The sequence below is a fragment of the Apibacter sp. B3919 genome, from assembly GCF_026537405.1.
GTDB lineage: Bacteria > Bacteroidota > Bacteroidia > Flavobacteriales > Weeksellaceae > Apibacter.
Window position 1 is genome coordinate 145,165 of record NZ_JAFNMG010000003.1, and the last position, 25,238, is coordinate 170,402.

At 32.5% G+C, this 25,238-nt stretch carries 16 protein-coding genes; 4 read left to right on the forward strand and 12 right to left on the reverse strand.

From position 1 onward, the window contains the following. Nucleotides 1-264 precede the first annotated feature (264 nt). The 3 genes from J3U20_RS06695 (at nt 265) to rlmN (ending at nt 3,531) form a co-directional block, all read left to right on the forward strand. Nucleotides 265-1,116 (forward strand): GH25 family lysozyme, encoded by an 852-nt coding sequence (locus tag J3U20_RS06695; protein WP_160542501.1) that lies wholly within the window; start codon nt 265-267, stop codon nt 1,114-1,116. Nucleotides 1,117-1,421: 305 nt separating this feature from the next. Then, nucleotides 1,422-2,471, forward strand: a complete 1,050-nt coding sequence (queA, locus tag J3U20_RS06700) for a tRNA preQ1(34) S-adenosylmethionine ribosyltransferase-isomerase QueA (protein WP_105296330.1) — start codon at nt 1,422-1,424, stop codon at nt 2,469-2,471. A gap of 19 nt (nt 2,472-2,490) precedes the next feature. Then, nucleotides 2,491-3,531, forward strand: a complete 1,041-nt coding sequence (gene rlmN, locus J3U20_RS06705) for a 23S rRNA (adenine(2503)-C(2))-methyltransferase RlmN (protein ID WP_160542502.1) — start codon at nt 2,491-2,493, stop codon at nt 3,529-3,531. Between the two features lie 63 nt (nt 3,532-3,594). Here the strand turns inward: rlmN and pnuC are convergent, their stop codons facing one another. The 4 genes from pnuC to gltB form a co-directional block, all read right to left on the reverse strand. Next, on the reverse strand, nt 3,595-4,287 hold the full coding sequence (gene pnuC, locus J3U20_RS06710) for a nicotinamide riboside transporter PnuC (protein ID WP_160542503.1): 693 nt from the start codon (nt 4,285-4,287) through the stop codon (nt 3,595-3,597). Between the two features lie 19 nt (nt 4,288-4,306). Then, on the reverse strand, nt 4,307-5,206 hold the full coding sequence (locus J3U20_RS06715) for a DMT family transporter (RefSeq protein ID WP_160542504.1): 900 nt from the start codon (nt 5,204-5,206) through the stop codon (nt 4,307-4,309). Between the two features lie 78 nt (nt 5,207-5,284). Further along, nucleotides 5,285-6,706, reverse strand: a complete 1,422-nt coding sequence (locus J3U20_RS06720; RefSeq protein WP_160542505.1) for a glutamate synthase subunit beta — start codon at nt 6,704-6,706, stop codon at nt 5,285-5,287. Between the two features lie 18 nt (nt 6,707-6,724). Beyond that, complete coding sequence (gene gltB / locus J3U20_RS06725; RefSeq protein WP_160542506.1) at nt 6,725-11,224, reverse strand: glutamate synthase large subunit; 4,500 nt, start codon at nt 11,222-11,224, stop codon at nt 6,725-6,727. 333 nt (nt 11,225-11,557) lie between these two features. Here gltB and tssD point away from each other — a divergent pair, with 333 nt between their 5' ends. After that, nucleotides 11,558-11,944, forward strand: a complete 387-nt coding sequence (gene tssD, locus J3U20_RS06730) for a type VI secretion system tube protein TssD (protein ID WP_105296336.1) — start codon at nt 11,558-11,560, stop codon at nt 11,942-11,944. 249 nt (nt 11,945-12,193) lie between these two features. Here the strand turns inward: tssD and recA are convergent, their stop codons facing one another. The 8 genes from recA to infB all read right to left on the reverse strand — a co-directional run bounded on the left by recA (nt 12,194) and on the right by infB (nt 25,195). Beyond that, complete coding sequence (recA, locus tag J3U20_RS06735; RefSeq protein ID WP_160542507.1) at nt 12,194-13,216, reverse strand: recombinase RecA; 1,023 nt, start codon at nt 13,214-13,216, stop codon at nt 12,194-12,196. A 97-nt stretch (nt 13,217-13,313) separates the two neighbouring features. Then, nucleotides 13,314-13,772 (reverse strand): thioredoxin-dependent thiol peroxidase, encoded by a 459-nt coding sequence (gene bcp, locus J3U20_RS06740; RefSeq protein ID WP_160542508.1) that lies wholly within the window; start codon nt 13,770-13,772, stop codon nt 13,314-13,316. 213 nt (nt 13,773-13,985) lie between these two features. Continuing rightward, entirely contained in the window at nt 13,986-14,909 is a 924-nt protein-coding gene (locus tag J3U20_RS06745; protein WP_160542509.1) for a GYDIA family GHMP kinase, read from the reverse strand. 20 nt (nt 14,910-14,929) lie between these two features. Then, nucleotides 14,930-15,340 (reverse strand): acyl-CoA thioesterase, encoded by a 411-nt coding sequence (locus tag J3U20_RS06750; RefSeq protein ID WP_105296340.1) that lies wholly within the window; start codon nt 15,338-15,340, stop codon nt 14,930-14,932. An 89-nt stretch (nt 15,341-15,429) separates the two neighbouring features. Beyond that, the gene (locus J3U20_RS06755) at nt 15,430-17,385 is read right to left on the reverse strand and encodes a putative porin (RefSeq protein ID WP_160542510.1); all 1,956 of its coding nucleotides are present in this window, start codon (nt 17,383-17,385) and stop codon (nt 15,430-15,432) included. A gap of 208 nt (nt 17,386-17,593) precedes the next feature. Beyond that, nucleotides 17,594-19,009 carry a RagB/SusD family nutrient uptake outer membrane protein gene (locus tag J3U20_RS06760; RefSeq protein WP_160542511.1) on the reverse strand — a complete coding sequence of 472 codons (1,416 nt, stop codon included), beginning with the start codon at nt 19,007-19,009 and terminating at the stop codon, nt 17,594-17,596. Nucleotides 19,010-19,026: 17 nt separating this feature from the next. Further along, nucleotides 19,027-22,098 (reverse strand): SusC/RagA family TonB-linked outer membrane protein, encoded by a 3,072-nt coding sequence (locus tag J3U20_RS06765; protein ID WP_160542512.1) that lies wholly within the window; start codon nt 22,096-22,098, stop codon nt 19,027-19,029. Between the two features lie 250 nt (nt 22,099-22,348). Continuing rightward, nucleotides 22,349-25,195 (reverse strand): translation initiation factor IF-2, encoded by a 2,847-nt coding sequence (gene infB / locus J3U20_RS06770; RefSeq protein WP_160542513.1) that lies wholly within the window; start codon nt 25,193-25,195, stop codon nt 22,349-22,351. Nucleotides 25,196-25,238: the final 43 nt, after the last annotated feature.

Consider the following 25,238-nt stretch of genomic DNA (forward strand, 5'->3'; position numbering starts at 1 on the left):
TACATTTTGTTTAAAAAATAGTATCATAAAAACTATAGGGTTTAAAAATATGAATTTTTAAGAGCTTAATTTGCTTAAAATATCATTCGGGAAAGCACAATTTACCTAAACATTTTTTAAATTCATGTAGCATCACATTATTCTTTGGCTTAAATAACAACTAAGTTTTCATTGATATTTATAGTTTTTTTAAATTTGAATAATCTTATTTCAAATGAACTAAATTATTCATAATTAACCAACTACTATTTTTTTTATATTTTCATGAAAGGAAGGATAAACAAGAAAAACAGTAAAAATGAAATTCCCTATAAGCTCTATTATTGGCTAACGGGTATTATTATTTTTTTATCTGTGCTTTTCTTTTTTAGAACTTCACTCATTATGTATTATTACATTATAAAAGAAAAATTAGCTATTGGTGAGTTCGGAAATGCAAATTTTCAAAAAAGCATTAAAATTTCAGAAGCCGAAAAGATTCAGGCTGTTTTTAAAAAATATAAAAATTATGCTTTCGGGTTAGATATAAGTCAACATCAAGGTAAAATATTTTGGGATAGCGTTCAAGACATTCATAAAGATATTCCTGTTTCCTTTGTTTTTGTTAGAGCTACCCGAGGGGCTTTTACTCAGGACGCTTTTTTCAAAAAAAATTGGAAAAATCTTACGAAAAAAAAAATACTCAAAGGCGCATATCATTATTATGATGTAAACAGAAATTCTACCCTACAAGCAGAAAACTTTATTAAAACCGTAACTTTGGATAAAGGTGATTTGCCTCCCGTACTTGACGTGGAAGATCTGCCCAAAAATCAATCGTTGGAATTATTGAAATCAGGACTTATCAATTGGTTGAACTTAGTTGAAAAAAACTATAATGTGAAGCCCATTATTTATTCTAATGATTCATATTTCATCTATCATATTTCTGATCTTGATTTAAGTGAATACATTATATGGACGGCAAACTATAACCCTATAGAAAGTCCTTTGCACCAAAAATGGATTTTTTGGCAATTTACGGAAAAGGGGATTGTCAAAGGATTTACACAAAATTTTGTAGACATCAATGTATTTAATGGAAGCATAGAAGAGTTACAAAGACTTACTCTTTAAAAAAATAAGGGTAGAAATATTTCCACCCTTATTGCTCTAACTAAGTATAAATTTATTTGAAAGAAATTTACTTTAAAAAAAATTAATTTACTTTTAAATTATATGCCACCAATAAAATCTAGAAATATTATTTGATCATGACTAAATAATTAACATTTACTATTTTATCAATAAAACTTATAATTTAAGTTAATATTTTCAAAAAACTTGCCAAAAAGTCCTTTAGATAAAGAGCATACATTAATAAATACTTGACTTTAGGGGTATGCTTATTGTATATTTGTAATCTAAACATAATTTTAATAATGAAAACTTCAGATTTTGATTTTAAATTACCTCCTGAACTTCTTGCGGATAGACCTTCCAAAAACAGAGATGAGGCAAGGCTAATGGTGGTACATAAAAATACAGGAGAAATAGAACATAAATTATTTAAAGATGTCATTGATTATTTTGATGAAGGAGATGTATTTATTTTAAATAATACAAAAGTATTTCCGGCTCGTTTATATGGTAACAAAGAAAAAACAGGAGCTCAAATAGAAGTTTTTTTATTAAGAGAGCTGGATGCTGAGTCTAGAATTTGGGATGTATTGGTAGATCCTGCAAGAAAAATAAGAATCGGAAATAAATTATTTTTTACGGAAGATGACAGCCTAGTGGCTGAAGTTGTAGATAATACTACTTCCCGAGGCAGAACCTTACGTTTTTTATTTGACGGTTCTTATGAAGAATTCAGAAGAAAATTAAAAGAATTAGGAGAAACTCCTCTTCCAAAATATATTAAAAGAAAACCTGATTCAGAAGATGCTGAAAGATATCAAACCATCTATGCAAAAGAAGAAGGTGCAGTTGCAGCTCCAACGGCAGGACTACATTTTTCAAAACATCTGTTAAAAAGATTGGAAATTAAAGGTATTGAATTTGCTGAAATTACTTTACATGTAGGATTAGGTACTTTTGCTTCAGTAGAAGTGGAAGATCTTTCCAAACATAAAATGGAAAGTGAACAAATTTCCATTTCAGAAAAAACTTGTAAAATAGTAAATCATGCCATTGAGACCAAACACCGTGTATGTGCTGTGGGTACAACTTCCATGAGGGCTATTGAAACCTCAGTTTCTGCTAATAAACGATTAAATCCATACGAAGGATGGACCAATAAATTTATTTTCCCTTCTTATGATTTTGGTATTGCCGATTCCATGATTACCAACTTTCACACTCCTAAATCAACCTTAATGATGATGGTTTCTGCTTTTGCCGGATATGATTTAATTATGAAAGCTTACAAAGAAGCTATTAAAGAAAATTATAAATTTTACTCCTATGGAGATGCCATGTTAATTATTTAATAATAGTATTATAGTAACTTTGAATCAAAATAAGAAAGATATAAGAGCCTTGAGTTTACAAGAACTTGAGGCTTATTTTTCCTCGATAGGAGAAAAACCTTTTCGAGCCAAACAGGTTTATGAATGGCTCTGGAATAAAAATGCTCATTCTCTTTCAGAGATGACCAATCTTTCCAAATCTTTACGTGAAAATTTAGAAAATCATTTCTCAATCAAGCCGGCAGAAATCCACGTCATGCAAAGATCTATCGACGGGACTATTAAAAATGCCGTAAAATTACACGACGGAAATGTCGTGGAATCGGTTCTGATTCCTACCGCTAAACGGACTACGGCTTGTGTTTCTTCGCAAGTTGGATGCAGTTTGGATTGCACTTTTTGCGCTACGGCACAATTAACACGAATGAGAAATTTAACTGCCGCAGAAATCGTAGATCAGGTAACCTTAATTGATAAACAAAGCAGAGAATATCATCAAAAGCCTCTTTCCAATATAGTATTTATGGGAATGGGAGAACCTTTACTCAATTATTCTTCTGTAACGGATGCAATCCGAAAGATCACGGAGGACAAAGGATTAGGGATGTCTCCCAGAAGAATTACCGTTTCTACTTCCGGAATTCCTAAACTGATTGAAAAATTAGCAGATGAAAATTTAAAAGTTAAATTAGCCTTATCCTTACATTCAGCCATTGAGGAAAAACGCAATCAATTAATGCCATTTAGTGTTAAATTTCCTCTAACAAGTATAATGGAATCCCTATCCTATTGGTATCAGAAAACTAAAAGTAGAATTACACTGGAATACATTATTTGGAAAGGAATTAATGACGGCAATGAAGATATAAAAGCATTAATAAAATTCTGTAAATCAATACCGTCAAAAGTTAATTTAATACAATACAATTCCATAGAAGGAGGAAAATACTCTCAAGCCAATTCAAACATAATTCAAAACTATGTTACCGCTTTGGAACAAGAAAATATCATTGTTAAAATAAGAAAAAGTAGAGGGGATGATATTGATGCAGCCTGTGGACAACTCGCTAACAAGCATTAATATATAATTAAATTTTGAAGAAAGTTTAACTTAAATACTAAGTTTATTTTTTAATCTGTTGGCTTAGTTATCAGAATCGGTATACCATTTATATATTCCTACGAGCGCATTTATTTCATATAATATGGATTGAACAGCAAAAATATAATTATGTGAAATCAGATTCAATGATAACCAAACTAAATTACTAATACTCCACAAAACCCAGGAAAAAGGTTGTCTCATGATCATAGTAAATTGAGCGGACACTCCTATCATAAAAGCAATACAATTAAGTAAAAGTATGTAAGGAGATGAATCTTTTTTAAAAAAATAATCTCCCAAGAAAAACATAAGAATTATTCCTATTATGCAGAATAAGATCGTACATATTAAGGCTTTTTGATTCATTTTTGATACTTTGATTTTTCCTTCTTGATCTTGATTTTTTTTCTTAGTCCATAGAATCAGCCCGAAAACATGAGTCATAAAATAATATAGATTACTACACGCCATACCTACATTTCCAAATAACAGATGGGTATATATCTCGCCAATATTTGCTGACATTCCCAATAAATTGGATACTATCGGCGATCTATATACCAATACGTTAACACAAACATAACCAAGCAAAGCGGTTACGGTAAAAATTAATATATGGGGTAGTGGTTCAGCATTGTCTTTCCACATAGCATATCCCAAATATATGGTTAAAAAAAACGCAACAATAAACCAGGTGATTCTAAGTATTTTTTCAAATTTCTTTGTAAACATTTTACTTAATTATTATATTTTAATTTTGTTTTCTTTTAATTGTTACTCCGTTTTCTGATACATACACCCCCGATAAAATACATACGGTACCTAGAAAAGTAATCATCGTTATACTTTCCTTTAAAATAATTGATGCCGAAATGATTGCTATCAACGGTACAAAGTAGATATAATTGGTTGTTTTTATAATTCCTATTTTCTTTATTGATAAATTCCAGGTAAAAAAACATACCATAGATGCTATAATGCCTAAAAATAAAAGATTAAAAATTACTGTAGGTGTTAGCAATACATCTTTTTGAAATTTGAAAGGCGCTATTAAAATAAAAGGTATTATAGTTACTATTCCATAAAAAAATAATTTACGGGTTATGAAAAGTATAGAATAGGTATTACTGAGCTTATTTAAAATCAAAGTATAGATTGTCCAAGAAAGTACTGCCGTTAATGCCAATAGATCCCCCCAAAAGTTTATCTCGAGTATGAAATTACCATTAAATATTACTAAAAAAACTCCTAATAAAGCTAATAAAGAACCATACACTAAATTTTTAGTTACTTTTTCTTTTTTATTTATTAGTATAGTAAAAAAAGCGGTTACTATGGGATTAGTAGACAATATTAACGATACATTAGAAGTTAAAGATAACTTCAAAGCTATATTTTCTGTTATAAAGTATATTGTTCCTCCAAATAACCCGATTAACAAAAACAGAAATTCATCTTTATAATTTTTTGAAAAAATTACCTTAGGAGAAAAAAACCATATACATATATAAGCTAATAAAAAACGGTATAAAAAGATCTCTACCGGACTTAATCCGTCATTCATTAATACTTTGGTTGAAATAAAGGTAGTACCCCATATACAAATCGTTATTATAGCTAAAATATGATATTTTAAATTTTTGTTTTTCATGTATTTAGTTAGTATTATAATAAAAAAGAACTGATAGTTTTATAAAACTATCAGTTTATTCCAAGATTAAAAAATATACTAGTTTCTTAAAAATTCATCTATATGCCTAGCCGTTTTTCTTCCGGAAGCGATGCTTGTCACCACCAAAGATTGACCGCTCACACAATCTCCTGCTGCAAAAATTTTATCCACATTGGTCTTTCTTGTTTCATCGGTATGAATATTTTTTCTTTCATTCATGATGATCTCCATTTCTTCTAAAAAACCTTCTTGAATGGGATTGACAAATCCAAGGGCCAAAAAAGCCAAGTCAATTTTTAATATTTCGGGTTCTCCCACTTCTTTCATAGTAAATTTACCTGATAAATCTTTTTCCCATTCAACCTCTACTACTTCCACTCCGGTTAATTGTCCCTCTTCTCCGATAAATCTTTTGGTATGTAACGACCATCTTCGTTCACATCCTTCTAAATGTGAAGAAGAAGTTTTTAAATAGACCGGAAAAGGTACGGGCCATCGGTTTTCAACTTCTTTTAACTCTTTAGGCTTAGATAGTATTTCAATTTGTATAATGTTAGCAGCTCCTTGTCGATTAGCCGTTCCTATACAATCGGAACCGGTATCTCCTCCTCCGATTACCAAAACATTTTTTCCTTTTGCATTAATAAATTCTTCTTCGGAAATGGTTTCTTTAGCAACGATCTTGTTTTGCATTTTTAAATATTCCATTGCATAATGAACTCCTTTGAGTTCCCTTCCCTCAATTTTCAAATCTCTGGGCGACTGAGACCCGATGGCTATACAAACGGCATCGTAATTTTTTAAAATCTCTCTTCCTTTTATATCTTTGCCCACTTCAGTGTTGACTATAAATTCAATGCCCTCCTCCTTCATCAAATCAACACGTCTTTGAACTACATTTTTGTTTAATTTAAAATCGGGAATACCATAACGAAGCAATCCGCCTATGCTGGTATCTTTTTCATAAACTGTTACAGTATGTCCTTTTTTATTGAGTTGATTGGCTACTGCCATTCCTGCCGGACCTGATCCAATAACAGCTACTTTTTTTCCTGTTCGTGCAGTTGGAATTTGTGGCTTCATGAATCCCTCGGAATAGGCGTGTTCCATCACGGCTGCCTCATTTTCTCTAATGGTAACAGGCGAATCTTCAATCGCCAATACACAAGTTTTTTCGCAAGGTGCCGGACATACTCTTCCGGTAAATTCAGGAAAATCGTTAGTAGATTGTAAACTTCGAGCGGCTCTTTTCCAATTTCTTTTATAAATTAGATCTTGCCATTCGGGCATTTTATTTCCTAATGGACAACCGTATTGACAAAATGGAACTCCGCAGTCCATACATCTAGATGCTTGTAAAAATCTATCTTCTGTATTTAATGTCTGCTCTACTTCTCCATAATCCGAAATTCTTTCATGTCTAGGGCGATACCCTGCTTCTTTTCTGTTTATTGTTAAAAATGCTTTAGGATTTCCCATTTTATACTTTATAATATCTTAATAATCGTATTCTAGTTTTGAAATTTTCTCATTTATTGCGCGAATTTTTTCTTCTTGCAAAACTCTTTTATATTCTATTGGAGTAACTTTAATAAAAGAATTTACTTCGTTTATCCAATTATCCAATAACCTTTTAGCTAGTGGGCTTGAAGTGTGTTTGTAATGATTGCTAATAAGATCATTTAATTCACGTATATCGCTAATGTCTTCAATTAAGGAAAGTTCAACCATTTCCATATTGCAATAGTAATCGAAATCGCCATCCGGATTATATACATAAGCGATACCGCCACTCATACCGGCTGCAAAATTTCTTCCTGTTTTACCCAGCACTACCGTTCTTCCTCCGGTCATATATTCACAACAATGATCTCCTGCGCCTTCAACTACTGCAAGAGCTCCACTGTTTCTTACACAAAAACGCTCTCCTACCTGACCGTTAATATATACTTCGCCTGAGGTCGCACCATATAAAAGTGTATTTCCCGCTATAATGTTGTTTTCAGGCATAAAGTTAGATGAATCGGGAGGCAACAAAATAATCTTACCGCCTGACAATCCTTTTCCCAAATAGTCATTTGCATCCCCTTTTAATGTAAAAGTGATTCCTTTGGATAAAAAAGCTCCGAAGCTTTGACCTGCGGATCCCTTAAATGTGCAATGAATGGTATTATCCGGTAATCCGTCGTTACCGTATTTTTTTGCAACTTCTCCTGACAGCATTGCTCCCACTGCTCTATCCGTATTTTGAATCGTACGTTTCAATGATACGGGCATGGTTTGATCTATGGCATTGCGACAAGTGTTTATTAATTCTCTATCTAAAACTTTATCTATTTTATGATCTTGAAGTTTATTGTGTTTTAAAGAATTTTTATTTTTTTCGGGATAATATAATATTCTGCTTAAATCTAATTTTTCAAATTTTGGATTTTGAAGAGAGGATTTGGACTTTAACAGATCTGTTCTTCCCACAATATCGTCTAATTTGGTAAATCCCAGTGAGGCTAAATGTTCTCGAACCTCCTCTGCTAAGAAGGTAAAGAAATTTATAAGATAATCACTTTTGCCGCTAAATTTCCCCCTTAATTGCTCATTTTGGGTTGCTACTCCTACCGGACAAGTATTTAAATGACATTTTCTCATCATAACGCAACCCAAAATAATCAAAGCACTGGTTGCAAAACCAAATTCTTCGGCTCCCAGCATTGCGGCTATGACAATATCCCTGCCTGTTTTTAATTGTCCGTCTGTTTGAAGGCGAATGTTACCTCTAAGATTATTTAACACCAATGTTTGTTGGGTTTCAGCTAAACCGATTTCCAGTGGTAATCCGGCATGTTTAATAGAGCTTAATGGACTGGCACCCGTTCCTCCGTCGCATCCGCTGATTAAAATTAAATCTGCCTTTGCTTTTGCCACTCCGGCAGCTATAGTTCCTACACCACTTTCCGATACCAATTTTACGCTAATTATAGCTTTCGGATTTACATTTTTTAAATCATAGATTAATTGTGCCAAATCTTCAATAGAATATATATCGTGATGAGGTGGCGGTGAAATCAATGAGATACCGGGTATGGAATGTCTTGTTTTGGCTATAATCGTATCAACTTTAAATCCGGGCAATTGTCCTCCTTCTCCCGGCTTTGCTCCTTGAGCTACTTTAATTTGAATTTCATCTGCATTTACTAAATATTCCGTTGTAACTCCAAATCTTCCTGAAGCCACTTGTTTGATCGCTGATCTAGCATTAGTTGAAAAACGTTCTTTTAGTTCTCCTCCTTCTCCTGTATTACTTTTTCCCCCGATCGTATTCATAGCAACCGCTATGGCTTCATGTGCTTCTTTACTGATTGATCCGAACGACATAGCTCCTGTAACAAAACGTTTCATAATTTCTGATGCAGGCTCGACTAAATCTATATCAATGGGTTGGGAAGTATAATCGATAAAATCTCTTATAAATATTTTATCCTCTTTGTTGTCTACTTCTTGTGTAAATTCTTTAAATTTATTGTAATCTCCGGTTCGTGTAGCAATCTGAAGTTTTGCTATGGTTTCCGGATTCCAAGCATGGGCCTCTCTTCCTTTTCTCCATGCATACATTCCTAAATTGTCGTATATGGTTGAATCATGTACCCCTTCGAATGCTTCTTTAAACGATTGGATGGTATCGTATGCTATGTCTTCTAAGTCTATACCTTCTATTTTTGAAATGGTGTGACCAAAATAATCGGACAATACTTTTGAACTTATTCCAATCGCCTCAAATACTTGAGCTCCTATATAACTTTTAAGGGTTGATATTCCCATTTTTGAAAGAACTTTCAATAATCCTTTATGTATGGATTTCATGTAATTTCTTTCCGCTGTTGAAAATACCATTTGTATTTCTCCTTTTTCAACCAAATCATTTAACATGGCAAATGACAGGTATGGATTTACCGCATTGGCTCCGTATCCAAATAATAAGGCAAAATGCATAACCTCTCTCGGTTCTGCTGATTCTACCACCAAATCAATTTGCATACGTTTTCTCTTTTTAATCAAATAATGATGGACAGAAGAAACTGCTAATAATGAGGGAATTGCTATATGGTCCAGGTCAGCTTTTCTATCACTTAAAATAATATAATTGCTTCCTTTGTCCACTGCTTCTTCCGCAGTTTTACAAAGTTCTTCAATACCTTTTTTCAACCCGTAAGCATGTTCATCCGGTTGATACGTAAAGGTTATAGGAATCACTGTCGATTTAAATCCCTTATAGTCTAAATTTTCAAGCAGATCCAATTCTTTATTGGTTATAATGGGATAGGCCAGTCCAACCATTTTACAATGTTCGGGCATGGGCTCTAATATATTTTTATGTAAAGAACCTATATATCCGGCTAGGGACATTACTAATTCTTCTCTTATAGGATCAATGGGTGGATTGGTTACCTGCGCAAAATGTTGCCTGAAATAGGAAAATAAACGATTGGGTTCTTTGGATAATATGGCCAAAGGGGTATCGTTTCCCATAGAGCCCACCGGTTCTTTACCGTCTATAGCCATCGGAATTAATAGTTTCTCTATATCTTCACGATAATATCCATATGCTGATAACATGACATCCAAATTCGGAACTTCATATTTTACGCTTCTTCCCGAAGATATATCATCTAAAGAAATTCTATTTTTATCTAACCATTGTTTATACGGATAAGCATTTGCTAATTCTTCTTTTAATTCTTTATCATACTGAACAGTACCATTTACAGTATCAATTAATACCATTTTTCCCGGTTTTAATCTTCCTTTTTCCCTGATTTCTGAGGGATCAAAGGTAACTACACCTGTTTCAGAAGCTACTACCATCATATCATGATGGGTAATGAGATATCGTGCGGGACGTAATCCATTTCTATCCAACAATCCCCCGGCATATCGCCCGTCACTGAATAAAATGGTCGCCGGTCCGTCCCACGGTTCCATAAGAATGCTGTGGTATTCATAGAAGGCTTTCAGTTCGGATGAGATCAGATTTTTATCATTCCATGATTCCGGAACCATCATGGCCAATGCATGGGGTAAGGACTTGCCCGACATTACTAAAAATTCTAATACATTATCAAAAGATGAACTGTCGCTCATTCCCTGCTGCACTATCGGCCATATATCTTCTATATTTCCTATTTTTTCTGATTTTAAAACGCTTTCACGTGCTTCCATCCATAACCTGTTTCCTTTAATGGTGTTGATTTCTCCGTTATGCCCGACTAAACGAAAAGGCTGAGCTAAGTCCCAGGTTGGAAAAGTATTGGTACTGAATCTTGAGTGAACCAAAGCAATGGCGCTGGTAAAATTAGGATGTAATAAATCAGGAAAATAATGTCTTAGTTGTAAAGATGTCAACATTCCTTTATAAACTATGGTTTTGGTTGACAAACTTACTATGTAGCACCCGCGCTTATTTTTTATATCTGATTCTAATAGTGCTTTTTCAAATTTTTTTCTAAGTAAATACAGTTTTAATTCTAATACTTCTTGTGAATATTCTTCTCCTTTTATGAATATCTGCTTTATAATCGGCTCATTTGCCATTGATATTTCTCCAAGTATATCACTATTAACAGGTACATCCCTCAAGGTTAAAAAACTTAATCCTTCTTTTTTGATTAATTCGGACAGTAATTCAAATGCCTTTTTTTCTTCTTCTTTTTCTTTAGGGAAAAATAACAACCCGCTCCCATATCTGCCCTTTTCCGGAACTGCTATTCCTTGAAGAAGAACAAATTCATGAGGTATTTGCACCATAATTCCGGCTCCATCTCCGGTTTTATTATCGGCGCTTTCAGCTCCTCTGTGGGTCATATTTTCTAAAACTTGAAGTCCGTTTTCAACAATTGAATGGGATCTGACACCTTTGGTGTGGACTATCATACCTACTCCACACGCGTCATGCTCAAATTCCGGATCATATAATCCTTTTTTACAGTATTCACTTTTCAACATAATTTTTACTCAGAATTTTTTAAGTTATAAAAGTAATAATTATAAATATAAATTATTGCATAAATTGCATTATAATTTGTTATTAATAAATTATAAACATAAATTATCTAGTATTTTATACCTTAAAACGCATAGGAAGATTCGATATTATCAATTGATTTTTGAAAAATTAATATCCATCGGAGTTTTTAACTGAAAATAAGATATATTAATATTTTTATATTTTACAATTAATTTAACATTAATTTAAAAATAAGACAACTTTCATGTACTATATTTGCGTTATAAATTCAATTAACACAATTTTATTAAGATAATCGTAAAACAATCACTATGTCATTTAAAGCGAAATTAGAAGTAGAAGGGAAATCATATAATGTTTTGAATATTAATTACTCTTTAGCTCAAGAAACAGATCCGACCGGTCGCCCGTCTTCTCAAACCAGAGGAGGAAGGATTGAAGTTTCAATTGAATCTACCGGTGAAACTGATATTTTTGAGTGGATGACAAATAGCTTTGAAAGAAAAGATGGTAAAATAGTATTCATTAAAAGAGACAACAATTCTACTTTAAAAGAATTATATTTTTTTGATGGATATGTTGTGAAATATAAAGAAAATTTTGATTCTTACGGTAAATCTCCTCTTACGGAAACTTTTACTATTTCTGCTAAGAGTATTAAAATGGGAACCGGAGAGCATATTAATGAATGGATTTAAGATTAAAAATCTTTTAATCGGAATTAATAACTGAATTATCGGTTTAAATTAAATTTACACGTATTGTATGTATTTTTATTTAATTAAGAAATTCTATTATCCGTTTTGGTAAGATTTATAAAGTGGTTTCGGATATTAAGTTTCTAATTTTTAAAAATATTTATTTCTTATAAAAAAATAAAACGATGAATTTCAAGAAATTCATCGTTTTTTTATGAGTGTTATAATTAATAACTATTTTACATATTATTATTGTTCCGCCAATTTTTCTTTAATGCGGGTTTCAATTTCCTCTAATAGTTCCGGATTATCTTTTAATAACTGCTTAACAGAATCTCTTCCTTGTCCAAGCTTCGTATCTTGATAGCTGAACCAGGATCCGGATTTTCCGACAATTCCCATTTCAACTCCTAAATCCAAGACTTCTCCAACTTTGGAAATTCCTTCTCCGTACATAATATCGAATTCTGTTTGACGGAACGGTGGGGCTACTTTATTCTTAACTACTTTTACTTTCACTCTGCTTCCTATTGCATTATCACCATCCTTGATCGGTGAGCCTGATTTACGTATATCAATTCGTACTGAAGCATAGAATTTTAATGCATTTCCTCCGGTAGTTGTTTCCGGGTTTCCAAACATTACTCCTATTTTTTCTCTAAGCTGATTGATAAATATTACGGTACATTTAGTTTTACTAATGGTAGCGGTTAGTTTTCTAAGAGCCTGAGACATTAGTCGTGCATGAAGACCCATTTTAGAATCTCCCATTTCTCCTTCTATTTCTGCTCGAGGAGTTAATGCAGCTACTGAATCGATAACTACAATGTCAATAGCACCAGATCGAATCAGATTATCGGCGATTTCCAATGCTTGTTCTCCATCGTCCGGCTGAGAAATAATCAGATCGTCCAAATTGATGCCCAGTCGTTGAGCATAGGTTGGATCGAATGCGTGTTCTGCATCAATGAATGCCGCTATTCCTCCTTTTTTCTGAGCTTCTGCTATTGCGTGTAACGTAAGTGTTGTTTTACCCGATGATTCCGGACCAAATATTTCAATAATTCTTCCTCGTGGATAGCCTCCGACCCCTAAAGCCAAATCCAAACCGAAAGATCCGGTAGGAATGGTGTCTACTTCTTCAACAGGCTTATCTCCCATTCGCATGACTGATCCTTTACCATAGGTCTTGTCTAATTTGTCTAAAATTAGATTCAACGCCTTCTTCTTTGCTTCTGAATTGTTTGCGTCTTTGCTTTCTTTTTCTGCCATTATTTGTTTTACTTTATATATATTAAATTTTTCAATTGTTTTTAAATCCTTTAAAATATTCGTCGTTTACGAATATCTAAGTTAACTAAAGTTTATCTTACAGATTGATAGTTTTAAGGATTTGTTCTGCATGATTCTTTGTTTTTACTTTGGTAATAATATTTTTAATTATTCCATTTTCATCAACTATATAGGTATATCGTAAGATGCCTTCGTATTCTTTTCCCAAAAATTTTTTCTTACCCCATGCTCCAAATGATTCTATTATTTTTTTATCAACGTCTGCTATAAGCGGAAAAGGAAATGAATATTTATCATGAAATGATTTTTGTTTATCTACTGAATCTTTACTTATTCCTATGATTTGATAGCCTTCTTTTTGAAGAGTTGCATAATTATCTCTAAGATTACATCCTTCAGCTGAACAACCCGGAGTATTTGCTTTGGGATAAAAATATATGATAAGTTTTTTTCCTTTAAAATCTGAATATTTAATTATTTTTCCTTCTTGGTCAAGTCCTTCAAAATCAGGAATCTTATCCCCTATTTTTAACATCGCTTTGGGTTTAAACTTTTGGTTATGTAAAGATATTCATAAAAAATATAAGTATCAATTTTTTCAAAACTCTAAATTATATATCCTTACCAACTACCAACCTAAGCAATTATATATCAAACCATTAAGCACCCAAATAATTCTCAGCTATAAATTTTCCATTACTTTCAATTAAGTGTAAGTAAATTTCATGAAATACTGAAATTTTAAATGCTATAGTATAAGATCCTTGTAATTTTTGATTACTTCATATCCTTTGTTTTTGAAATAGGTTTCCGAACATTCTAATTTTTCAGCCATAATAAAATCTCCTCCCCAAGCCCCCAGACTCTTAACAAACCCCGGATAATCACTGAATAAAACTTTTTTTACTGTATCTATATTGATAAACTCTGAAATCAATTGTTCATGTTCTGAAATAAGAATCCTAAATTGATTAAAGGTAATTTTTGGGTCAATAATTTCTCGGGTTATATTTGAAATGGCATCTATGAGATTTTCCGACTTCGTTTTTTGTTTATAATGCTGTATTCCTTCTCTTGAATTTTGTTTTTGATTCAAATAAATAAATAAAAGATTTTCCGTTATTGCCGAAGATATTTCTACCTTTTCAATTTTCTTTACTTCATTTTCTTTTAGTTGATAGGTAATAGGCGTATGGGCTTCGGCACAGGCTATATCATAACCGCTTCCTCCAAAAGTTTTTTCTAATAATTTATAGGAATTTACTTTTGTCCATTGTGCTATATTATTTATTAAGGTTGAGCTGGTTCCCAAGCCCCAATTTTCGGGAAAGTCCAGCCGAGTTATACATTCGTATCCAACTTTATTTTCAAATTTTGTGCTTCCTAATTTTTGTACTTCTTGGAAAATAAGGAGTAATTGTTTTGAAAAATTTATATTCGTCGTTTCATCGATTTTATTGCTGTTGATATCTAAAACGGTTTTAAACCATAATTTTCCATCACTTTTATAGGCAGTCCATACCAATTTATTAGAAAATTCTTGAGTTTGGTGTATTTGAAGAGATTGTCCTAATCGAGTGGGTACGGCTAAACTTAAGGCACCATCCAGTACCGTATATTCTCCGGTTAAAAGTAATTTTCCGTTACTTTTAAATTTTTGTAAAATACTCAAATTATGAGAGTTTATTCTGTTTATTTTTGAAGATATTTAGCAAATGATTCATCTAATAGTGCCGGCATACTTACACGTCCATTGACTACACTTACTACTTCTGCTTTTGCTTCAGAACATACTTTGTTGTCGGACTTGCGTATAATTTTTTGATTAAATATATAACGGATTCCTTCTTTTTCCAATGAATCTATAGTACATAAAAATTTTTCTCCTCCTTTTAGTGAACTCATATAGCGTACATGAATGCTTATTAATACTAAATCGATTCCTTTTTGGTGTAAATCATAGAAATCTAGCCCATTATGTTCTAGAAATTCATGACGGCCTACTTCATAATAGTGTTGATAATTTGCATTGTTTACGATGCCTTGTGCATCACATTCATAATCTCGTACTTTTAAATCGATTTCAAAAAGAGGAGTATTCATAATTTAATTTTTTATACGTAATAGTAAACTCTAATTTATGAAAAATTTCGCTTATAAAAAAGGAATTGTAAGATTTTTATTTATTGTTTTTAGGTGAATATATACCAGAGTATTCCTATATTTAAACGAAAATCTGTATATGGATTGAGTGGTGAACTGTAGAATTTGTAACCACTAAAACTGGAGTTGAAATGTTGTCCTTCCAGTATAATCAACATTCTTTTGACTTTAAAATGCAGAAATAAATCTAATACGGGATATTCTCCGATATTATAATTTTCTGTTTTTGATTGTAATCTAAACTCGTTGGTTACCGGTAAAAAGAGTCTGGATTGGAATTTATTAAAGTAATAAGCATTTAATCCTAATTGGAATTCTGCATTATTTTTAAATGCTTTTGATTGGTAATAAATGGTTGCTCTACCAATGAAATCCGGCAAGGGTAAGAGTTGTTTATTACTGGTAACATTTTGATATGCTAAATTAGTTTCCAAATGGAATTTTTTATATTGAAAACTGTTTTTCAAACCTACTTGTACTATATCAACCGAAGAACCGGCTTGTTTAGGAAGATAATCACTGTCTAAATAGGTATAATTTTTTATATTATAAAATTGTGTAAAAACTCTTGTATTATAAGGTTTTATATGTAATTCTCCTCCCGCTTGAACTCTTCTTTCTTTTTTAGGGTCATCCATAAAATAATTCATGGATTTATAAAAACTTTGATTATACAGCAAGTTTAATGACGGTATCTGAGATTTAACTCCTACATTAGCTTCTAAATAATAATCTTTTAAAGGGCTGATTATTAAATGATTGTCTAAGTAATACGAATTTTTAAATTCATCTCCCGTCATTGCCTCTCCTTGTGATTTTAAAACAATTTCTTTCTTCCAGTTAAATGCAAGTTTTCCGGCTATTCCCACTCGATTGTCTTTGAGATTTTTGGGAAAGGAAATACTTGGATCTACTATTCGGTCAAAATTAAATTCTAAATGTTCATATTTAAGTCCTGTTTCCAAATGTAATTTATCGCTCCAATCAAAAACTGCCATGGATTGATTGGTAATCTTTCTAAGTTTTTTGGTGTTGTAATGACTTTTCAAATTGTCTACATCAAAAATACCTTGTTTATCTGAAAAATAGGTATTTAGATTTTTAAATTCTTCATAGGTAAAGTGGGAAGATTCTGCCGAAAAAATATTTTTTATAGATAAAGGATAGGTGTTATGTCCCGAATTAAGAATTCCTAATTGTTGACCGACATAAAATCTTCTTCTTCCATATTTTGATTGCGCCCCTGTAAGGTTTACTTCCATTCGGTCCCGATCTTTAAATCGGCTGTCTCCATCTTCGAAATTTTTTGGAAATTGAATTCCTCCATTTTCTTCATCGTCTACATTAGCTGTTATATAGTGAGTCCACAAATTATATTTTTGATTTTTGGTATGATAAGCAAGTGTGAATAAAAGTGAATTATTGGAAGCTAATTGTTCTAAATATTTTCCTTCTGAACGTAATCCTCTGTATTGTATGGAATAATTTAGTCTTGAATTGATATTATGTGTAAATAAACTTGATAATGAATGGCCTTGTTTATATCCATTGTTGTATTGAAATTCGGTCATTGGGGTCTGAACATCGAAATATCTTACTTCATCAGCTTCTATTAGGTTAAAAGATTTTCCCGTAGGAATTAAATCTATTCCCGAGTTAATTTTAGTTGAAAATAATAAAGGATTAAAAGTATGTCCTATATTGGAAAACGGCATGGCGCCAAAACTATCTTTGTGATTGTACATTTTATTGCTATAGTATTTATCTATAGTTAAAACCGTATCAAAGATTTTTTTCGCATGATCTTCCGTCCAATATTTATAGGATTGTATGGTTGGGTTATAAATTTTAATTGAATCAGAAGAGGTAGTCTTACTGTTTGTAACAGGCATTTCGTTTGTTTTCCCTTCTGATACCTGAGCAAAAGAAAATATTGAAACTATGCTTGAAAATAAACAGATAAAATATATTCTAATTCTACTCATGTACGTAAACAATATGCAAATATAAAAATAAAAAAACGGCAAAAAAACCGACTGTTTACTCTATATGTTATATTATTCTTAATATCTGTTAAAATAATGCCGAATATCATTATTTACGTTCTGTATTTAAAATTATTTTAGTGTTTAATAAAAAGCTATTTATAAAAAAACCACCTTAAATAAGGTGGTTTTTTGTGTATATAATCTATTAATACCCTTTATTTTGTTGATCTTTGTTCATTCCGGCATTATTATCTATTTCGGATTGCGGTATCGGAAAAGCTAATCTGAAGTCTCCAACTGGGAAAGTAATATCTTGTTCTCCTGTTAAGTCTATTCTTGTTAAGGTTTTATTCCATCTTAACAAATCCCAAACCCTGAATCCTTCTCCTACTAATTCTTTTCTTCTCTCTTCTTTTACATCATCCAAGGTTATTGTTGTTAATGGAGTAATTCCTCTTTGGGCTCTAATGCCGTTTACTAATTCTAAGGCTTCAGCAGTAGAACCTCCTCCTCCCATTAATATGGCTTCAGCCTGATTTAGGGCTATTTCTTCATATCTTACTAACTTTTGATTGGATTCTCCTGTTAGTACCGGATATTTACCTTCTATGTAGGTTGCATTTTTGGAAGAATTTTGACGCAACATTCCGGTTTTGTCTTTACTATCTTTTTTGATTTTAGCTCTGATATCTTCAGGGTCGTATGCTGCAACTAAACTTGGATTTAATCGGGTATTGGCATATCCTTCTGATGAAAAAATATAACCTACACTTGAAGTACCAATTGCCCCTGCAACGCCATAAGCTAATTCAAATATTGAGTTAAGTCCTTCTATTCTCCAACTGGTTACATATAAACCTTTGTCGATAGGTGCATACTGAGCCGTAACTTCACCGGCATATTTATAAACATTGTTATACTCTTCTTTGTATAAATAGTATCTCGACATTAATCCGGCTATCGCTCCTTTAGTTAATTTTTGTTTAACATCAATGTTATATACTGATTTTTCATAGGCTTGTTGAAAATCAGATTCGATTTGAGCATAGCATTCATCTAAGGTTGCTCTTGATACAGCGAATGTAGCGGGATTGGTTGTATTTTCAAGAATTAAGGGAACACCTAAATTTTTGTCTTGTGTATATTTTTGTCCAAACAATTTTATGAGATCGAAATATGCCCAAGCTCGGATTGCATAGGCTTGTGATTTTATTTCGTCAATTTTTTCTTCCGGAGTTCCATCTGTTATAGTTGCGTTTATGACGATATTTGCATTGGATATTACTCGATAGATTCTTTTCCATGTATCACTTGCATAACTGTCGGTTGCATTCATGGTAAATTGAGAAACTGTCTGATATCTTCCGGAAGAACCTGTTGAGAACATTTCATCACTTCCTCTAACTTCTCCGAAAACTACATAATTACATCCGTAATAATATTGGGATCTCATTAAGGCATAAGTTCCGTTCATAAATGTTTCCAGCTGACCCAAAGTAGTAATGGGCGTTTCATCTATTACATCGGTTTGTTGCAATTGCGGGTCTGTAAAATCATCTGAGCATGATACGGTTGAAATTAATGATGATAAAACAGTTGCTAATAATATTATCTTTTTCATGGTTATCTTCTTAATTTTTAAAATCCAACATTAACTCCAACAGTAAATGTTTTTAATATAGGTTGTTCAAAGTTACTTCCTCCTCCATTGACATTTTGTTCAGGTTCTATTTTCAGATGCCTTACTTTACTGTCAAAACAATAGGTCCAAATATTGGTTCCTCGTAGATATATTTTAAGGTTAGTTAATCCTATATCATCTAATACTGATTTTGAAAAAGTATATCCGATGGTTAAGTCTCTTAATCTGATGAAATCGCCATCATATAAAAATCTGGTTGATGAATAGTTGGATTTTGAAGAATTGGTAAGTATTGGTTTTGGATTTGAAGCATGAGGATTATCCGGCGTCCAGAAATCGCCTTGTTCTTCATATCCTCCATATATATGTATATATTGTCCGTCACTGGTAGTGTAATTTCTCCATCCATCATATATTTTATGTCCGAAATTACCACTGAAGGTTGCAGATAAAGATATTCTTTTATAAGATAGATCTGTTGAAAGCCCTGCCATGTATTTTGGAAGTGTAGTTCCTTGAACGGCTCTTTCAGCTTTATTATAATCGGTAGTAACTTCTCCTCCTTTTCCATTTACATACCATTGTCCTTCTCCTGTAGTAGGGTTAACTCCCGCCCATTTCCTCATATACCAACTTTTTACGGCTTCTCCTTTTCTAACAATATTTACCCCTGTAATAGATTCACCTAACGGAAGATTTGTTACTTCATTTTTTACGTAAGTGAAATTACCGGATAGATACCAGTTGAACCCGTCAGGAGTATCTGATTTGATTATTGTTCCTCCTAAATCTAATTCAATTCCTTTGTTTACCATATCTCCGGCATTAACTAATACGGTAGAGAAACCTGTGGTTAATGATATACCTTTAGGGAATATTAAATCTTTTGTCTTTTTGTGAAAGTATGAAGCTGAAAAATTCAATCTGTGATTAAAAAATTCAGTTTCGAAACCTGCATCAAACTGTCTGATTTTTTCCCAAGTAAAATCTTTATATCCTAATTGATAGATATATCCTCCCGCAGCATCATTATAATTTAAATCATATCCATATTGTGCAAATGAATTTAAATCGTCATATAGTAATTGATTTCCTAATTCTCCATATGATGCTTTGATTTTTAATAAATCAATGGATGATCCGATTAAAAATCTTTCATTGGAAATATCATAAGCCGCTCCTACAGACCAGAATGTCCCCCATTTATTACCTGAACCAAAGTTATTTAATGCTTCTCTTCTTATCGTTCCGTCCAGAAAATACTTTTTGCTGTAATCGTAACTTACATTCGCTGCATATGCATTTCTTGTAGCGATATAGCCATTTCCGGTGGTTTCTTCATTTTTAACAAAATTATCTGTAGAATATAACCCCAGTCTTCCTAATGTAGTATTTGAAGTGCTTAAGTATTTATAGTCTTTTTTATAAGCTTCTTGTATAATTCGTGTATCAAAGTGATGGTTTTCTCCTACTGTGAAAAAGTAATTTAAAATATTCTGAACATTCCAGTTAAAATATCGCACTCTTTCATTAATCATTCTTCCATTTGTATTTGCTCCATCTCCATGAATTGGATTATCATATTTATCTCTTTCCATGTTTATATACTCCGGTGCAAAATTTATCACATACCTTAAATTATTAATAATCTTGTACTCACCTTGTATATTAGCAAAAACTCTGGCTGTTTTAGTGGTTATGTAGTTATTTTCCAATAAATACGCGGCATTAAACATACCGTTAAACATTCTTCCGCCTTCTCCTAAATTGTAACTTCCATCCGGATTTTTTGCAGGATCAGTTGGCAGCATAAAGTATTTAGTTAATAACGGATTTGAAAAATATCCTCCGTTTAAAACACTATTTTGTTTGGTATAAGCCGCATTGATATCTGTACGGATGGTTAATTGATCTGTAGCTTTATAATCAGTTGCTAATCTCCCACTTACTCTATCAAAGTCTGTACTTCTTACAGTACCTTCTTGTGAGAAATAATTAAGAGACGAAGCATATTTTAATTTATCTGAACCCCCGGTTACTCCAATATTTAGGCTGTTTTGAGAGGTATAATCTCTTTCCACAAGTTTAGTCCAATCAGGAACCTCAGTTTTACCATCCCATAACGGCAAAGTGGTTTCTTTTGGAGCCAATTCATTGTTTATATAATCGATGGCTTCTTGTTCTGTTAAATTTCTTTTATTTTTAACCGCTTCTGTTAAAACTCTGTTCCATGTTCCCGGAGTGATTGATTTAGGGCCTTTTACCGCTTTTTTTCCAAAACCTCTTTCCAAGTCAACTGAAAATTTAGCTTTTCCGTTTTTTCCTTTTTTGGTAGTTATCACAATAACCCCCGCTCCTGCATCAGCGCCATATAAAGAGGTAGCTGCTGCATCTTTTAAGACTGTATAGGATTCTATATCATTGGGATTTATGGTTGCTAAAACATTCGTTGAAGGGTCTGTTTCGGATTTGTTACGATTATTGGTTAAATTACCTGAAGAAATTCTTACCCCGTCAATGATGTAAATCGGATTGTTATTTCCGTTCACAGAGGTAACTCCTCTCAATCTTATTTGTGCAAGTCCACCCGGCTGACCTGTAGAGGAGTTTACTGATAAACCTGAAACTCTCCCGGCTAAGGCTTTATCAAATGATGCAATCGGGGCATTTGATATGTCTGATCCTTTTACCACAGATGCTGTTCCTACCACATCTTTAGCATCTCTTATTCTACCGAATCCTAAAACAACTACTTCTTCAATTTCCTTTTCGTCTTTTTTCTCGATTTTTTTAGAAAATTTAAATGCTAAATCATCTTTTGCTATTACTTCTTCAGATTCTTCTTCTAAATTCGTAATTACTAAAACATCCCCAACTTTTCCTGCTGATAATTCAAAATTACCGTCATCATCGGTTCTTGTAAAAGTATTCGTTCCCTTAATTTCGACCTTTGCTCCTATGGCAGGTTCACCATCAGCCTCTTGTACATTTCCTTTAATTTGCCCAAAAGCAAATTGTCCGGATAAGCACAATCCTAGCACACTTAAAATTTTAAGTTCTTTCCTCATACAATAATATATACTTAGTTAAACAACAAAATTCTAACATTTTTTTAATATATCCAAAAATAATATTAAATTATCTTAAAATAATAGCTATTTGTTATAAATATAGTTAAATTATTACATATATATTAAATAATGAAAAAATTATACTTAATTCTTTGAAAGAACACTATAATATAAGATGGTTGGGAAATAAAAAAAGCTGTATGAAATTTTCATACAGCTTTTATATTAGTTATGTATAATTTTAAATTTAAATCTTCAATTTTTTCTTAACTTCTACTTCTTCGTATACTTCCAATAAATCACCTATCTGAATATCATTATAATTCTTAATATTCAATCCACATTCGTATCCTTTGCTTACTTCTTTTACATCATCTTTAAATCTTTTTAAGCTTTCAAGCTCACCAGTATATACTACTATGCCTTCTCTAATGATACGTATTTTAGAGTTTCTGTTAATAGTTCCATCTAAAACCATACATCCGGCAATAGTACCCACTTTGGAAATTTTAAAGGTTTCTCTGATTTCAACATTTCCAATAATTTGTTCTCTGATTTCAGGAGAAAGCATACCTTCCATAGCTTCTTTAACATCGTTAATTACGTCATAGATAATGGAATAAGTTCTAATTTCGATTTCTTCTCTTTCTGCTAATTCTCTGGCACTTTGGTTTGGACGAATGTTAAATCCAATTAATATGGCATCTGAAGCTGCTGCTAATAAGATATCAGACTCTGTAATCTGTCCAACTCCTTTATGGATGATATTGATTTGAATCTGATCATTAGATAATTTTTGTAAAGAATCTGTTAGTGCTTCTACTGAACCATCTACATCTCCTTTTAGGATAATGTTTAATTCTTTAAAATCACCTAAGGCAATTCTTCTTCCAATTTCATCTAAGGTGATATGTTTTTGAGTTCTTATGGATTGTTCTCTGATTAATTGCTCTCGTTTGTTAGCTATTTGTTTTGCTTCTTTCTCATCCTCAAATACCCTAAATTTATCCCCTGCAGTTGGTGCTCCATCTAAACCTAAAACCGTAACGGGAACTGATGGACCGGCTTCTTTCATTGGTTTTCCTCTTTCATCCATCATGGCTCTAACTTTCCCGTGATTTTTTCCCGCCAAAATGTAGTCTCCAACTCGTAAAGTCCCATTTTGTACTAATATGGTTGATACATAACCTCTTCCTTTATCTAAGGCTGCTTCAATAACCACTCCATTAGATAATCGGTTAGGGTTGGCTTTTAATTCCAATATTTCAGCTTCTAATAATACTTTTTCAAGCAGAATATCAACATTGGTTCCAAACTTAGCGGAAATTTCTTGGGATTGAATATTACCTCCCCAATCTTCAACTAATAAGTTCATTTGCGATAATTCTTCCTTGATTTTATCAGGGTTGGAATTAGGCTTATCAATTTTATTAATTGCAAATATCATAGGAACTCCCGCTGCTTGAGCATGACTGATTGCTTCTTTAGTTTGAGGCATCACATTATCATCTGCTGCAACTACTATAATTGCTAAATCGGTTACTTGAGCACCCCTTGCACGCATGGCGGTAAAGGCTTCGTGTCCGGGTGTATCTAAAAATGTGATTTTTTGCCCATTGGAAAGCTTAACATTATAAGCCCCTATATGTTGTGTAATCCCTCCGGATTCACCGGCAATTACATTGGTATTTCTTATATAATCCAGCAAAGAAGTTTTTCCGTGGTCCACATGTCCCATCACTGTAACGATTGGAGCTCTGGTAACCAAATCTTCTTCTTTATCTTGTTCTTCTTCAATAGCAGAATCATCTACTTCAGAATCGGTAAATTCAATTTTATAACCAAACTCATCGGCTACCAATACCATGGTATCAGCATCTAACCGTTGATTCATGGTTACCATAACACCTAAAGAAAAACATGCAGAAATAATTTCAGTTGCTGCAACATTCATTAGACTCGCCAACTCGTTAACAGTGATAAACTCAGTTACTTTTAGGGTGTTATCTTTTCTTTCTTGTTCGTGTAATTCAGCTTCTTGCTCTCTTCTTTGAATTCTTTTATCTCTTCTGAATTTTGAACTTTTAGATTTTCCTCCTTTGGAGGTTAATTTTTCTAAGGTTTCTTTTATTTGATTTTTTACTTGTTCATCCGTTAATTCTGCAGGACGAACATTTCTGTTTCCTCCGCCTGAATTTGGACGTCTGTTTCCTCCGCCTTTTTTAAAGTTTTTATTTTGTCCTTGACCTGATCCGCCCTTTTTATCTCCGTTGTTGTTTATTGATTTAGCAACCGCATTTACATCAACTTTAGAGTCTTTAACAATTCTTTTTCTTTTCTTTTTCTCAGAATTTGAATTTTCTTTATTGACTTTTTTAGGTTTTTGAAATTGTGTTAAATCAATCTTTTGACCTGTAATTTTAGGTCCGTCCAACTTTTGGTATTGGGTTTCTAACTTTTCAGGTTCGTCGTCTTGTGATTTTTTTTCATTCTCCTCAACTACCGGTGGAGAAGAAACGACCTGTGGTTTTTCTGATTTTTTTTCTTCTTTGATTTCCTGTTTCGGTTGCTCTTCTGCATTTTTCTCTTTCTGTTTTTTAACCGGATGTGTAGGTTCCTTAGCTCTTTGCAGGTCTTCAGGAGATATTTTTCCAACTATTTTAATACCCGATTTTTTTTCTTCTACAGGTTTAGCTTCTTTTTGCTCAACATTTTGAGAGGAAGTTACTTTTTCTTCTTCTTTTTCTTTCTCTTTTCTAAAATCTTTTTTAGTCTTTCTATGAGCATCTAGGTCTATTTTACCTATTGTTTTAGGTGCAGCTATTTCATCGGCTTTAACCTTAAATATTTCCGGTTGCTCCACCTTCTCTTCCTTTCTTCTTTCCGGAATTTTGTTTATGACCACATCTAAAGACGCATCTTTTTTCATTTTATCTTCTGAGAATTCAGTAACTAAGAGCTGATACGCTTTTTGATCTAACTTTACGTTAGGGTTTTTCTCAATCCCGACATTTTGAGAATGTAAATATTCTACTGCTCTGTCAAGAGAGATATTAAGGTCTTTTAATACTTTACTTAATCGAATACCCGACATATTATACTTTGTTGTTATTCTATTTTTTTTACAAATATGATAA

What these genes read in the sequence shown, in the direction of transcription:
- pnuC (WP_160542503.1), bottom strand. Translation starts at nt 4,287, where the DNA reads ATGTTTACAAAGAAATTTGAAAAAATACTTAGAATCACCTGGTTTATT.
- J3U20_RS06760 (WP_160542511.1), bottom strand. Translation starts at nt 19,009, where the DNA reads ATGAAAAAGATAATATTATTAGCAACTGTTTTATCATCATTAATTTCA.
- J3U20_RS06720 (WP_160542505.1), bottom strand. Translation starts at nt 6,706, where the DNA reads ATGGGAAATCCTAAAGCATTTTTAACAATAAACAGAAAAGAAGCAGGG.
- recA (WP_160542507.1), bottom strand. Translation starts at nt 13,216, where the DNA reads ATGGCAGAAAAAGAAAGCAAAGACGCAAACAATTCAGAAGCAAAGAAG.
- J3U20_RS06765 (WP_160542512.1), bottom strand. Translation starts at nt 22,098, where the DNA reads ATGAGGAAAGAACTTAAAATTTTAAGTGTGCTAGGATTGTGCTTATCC.
- J3U20_RS06715 (WP_160542504.1), bottom strand. Translation starts at nt 5,206, where the DNA reads ATGAAAAACAAAAATTTAAAATATCATATTTTAGCTATAATAACGATT.
- queA (WP_105296330.1), top strand. Translation starts at nt 1,422, where the DNA reads ATGAAAACTTCAGATTTTGATTTTAAATTACCTCCTGAACTTCTTGCG.
- infB (WP_160542513.1), bottom strand. Translation starts at nt 25,195, where the DNA reads ATGTCGGGTATTCGATTAAGTAAAGTATTAAAAGACCTTAATATCTCT.
- gltB (WP_160542506.1), bottom strand. Translation starts at nt 11,224, where the DNA reads ATGTTGAAAAGTGAATACTGTAAAAAAGGATTATATGATCCGGAATTT.
- J3U20_RS06750 (WP_105296340.1), bottom strand. Translation starts at nt 15,340, where the DNA reads ATGAATACTCCTCTTTTTGAAATCGATTTAAAAGTACGAGATTATGAA.
- J3U20_RS06755 (WP_160542510.1), bottom strand. Translation starts at nt 17,385, where the DNA reads ATGAGTAGAATTAGAATATATTTTATCTGTTTATTTTCAAGCATAGTT.
- bcp (WP_160542508.1), bottom strand. Translation starts at nt 13,772, where the DNA reads ATGTTAAAAATAGGGGATAAGATTCCTGATTTTGAAGGACTTGACCAA.
- tssD (WP_105296336.1), top strand. Translation starts at nt 11,558, where the DNA reads ATGTCATTTAAAGCGAAATTAGAAGTAGAAGGGAAATCATATAATGTT.
- J3U20_RS06695 (WP_160542501.1), top strand. Translation starts at nt 265, where the DNA reads ATGAAAGGAAGGATAAACAAGAAAAACAGTAAAAATGAAATTCCCTAT.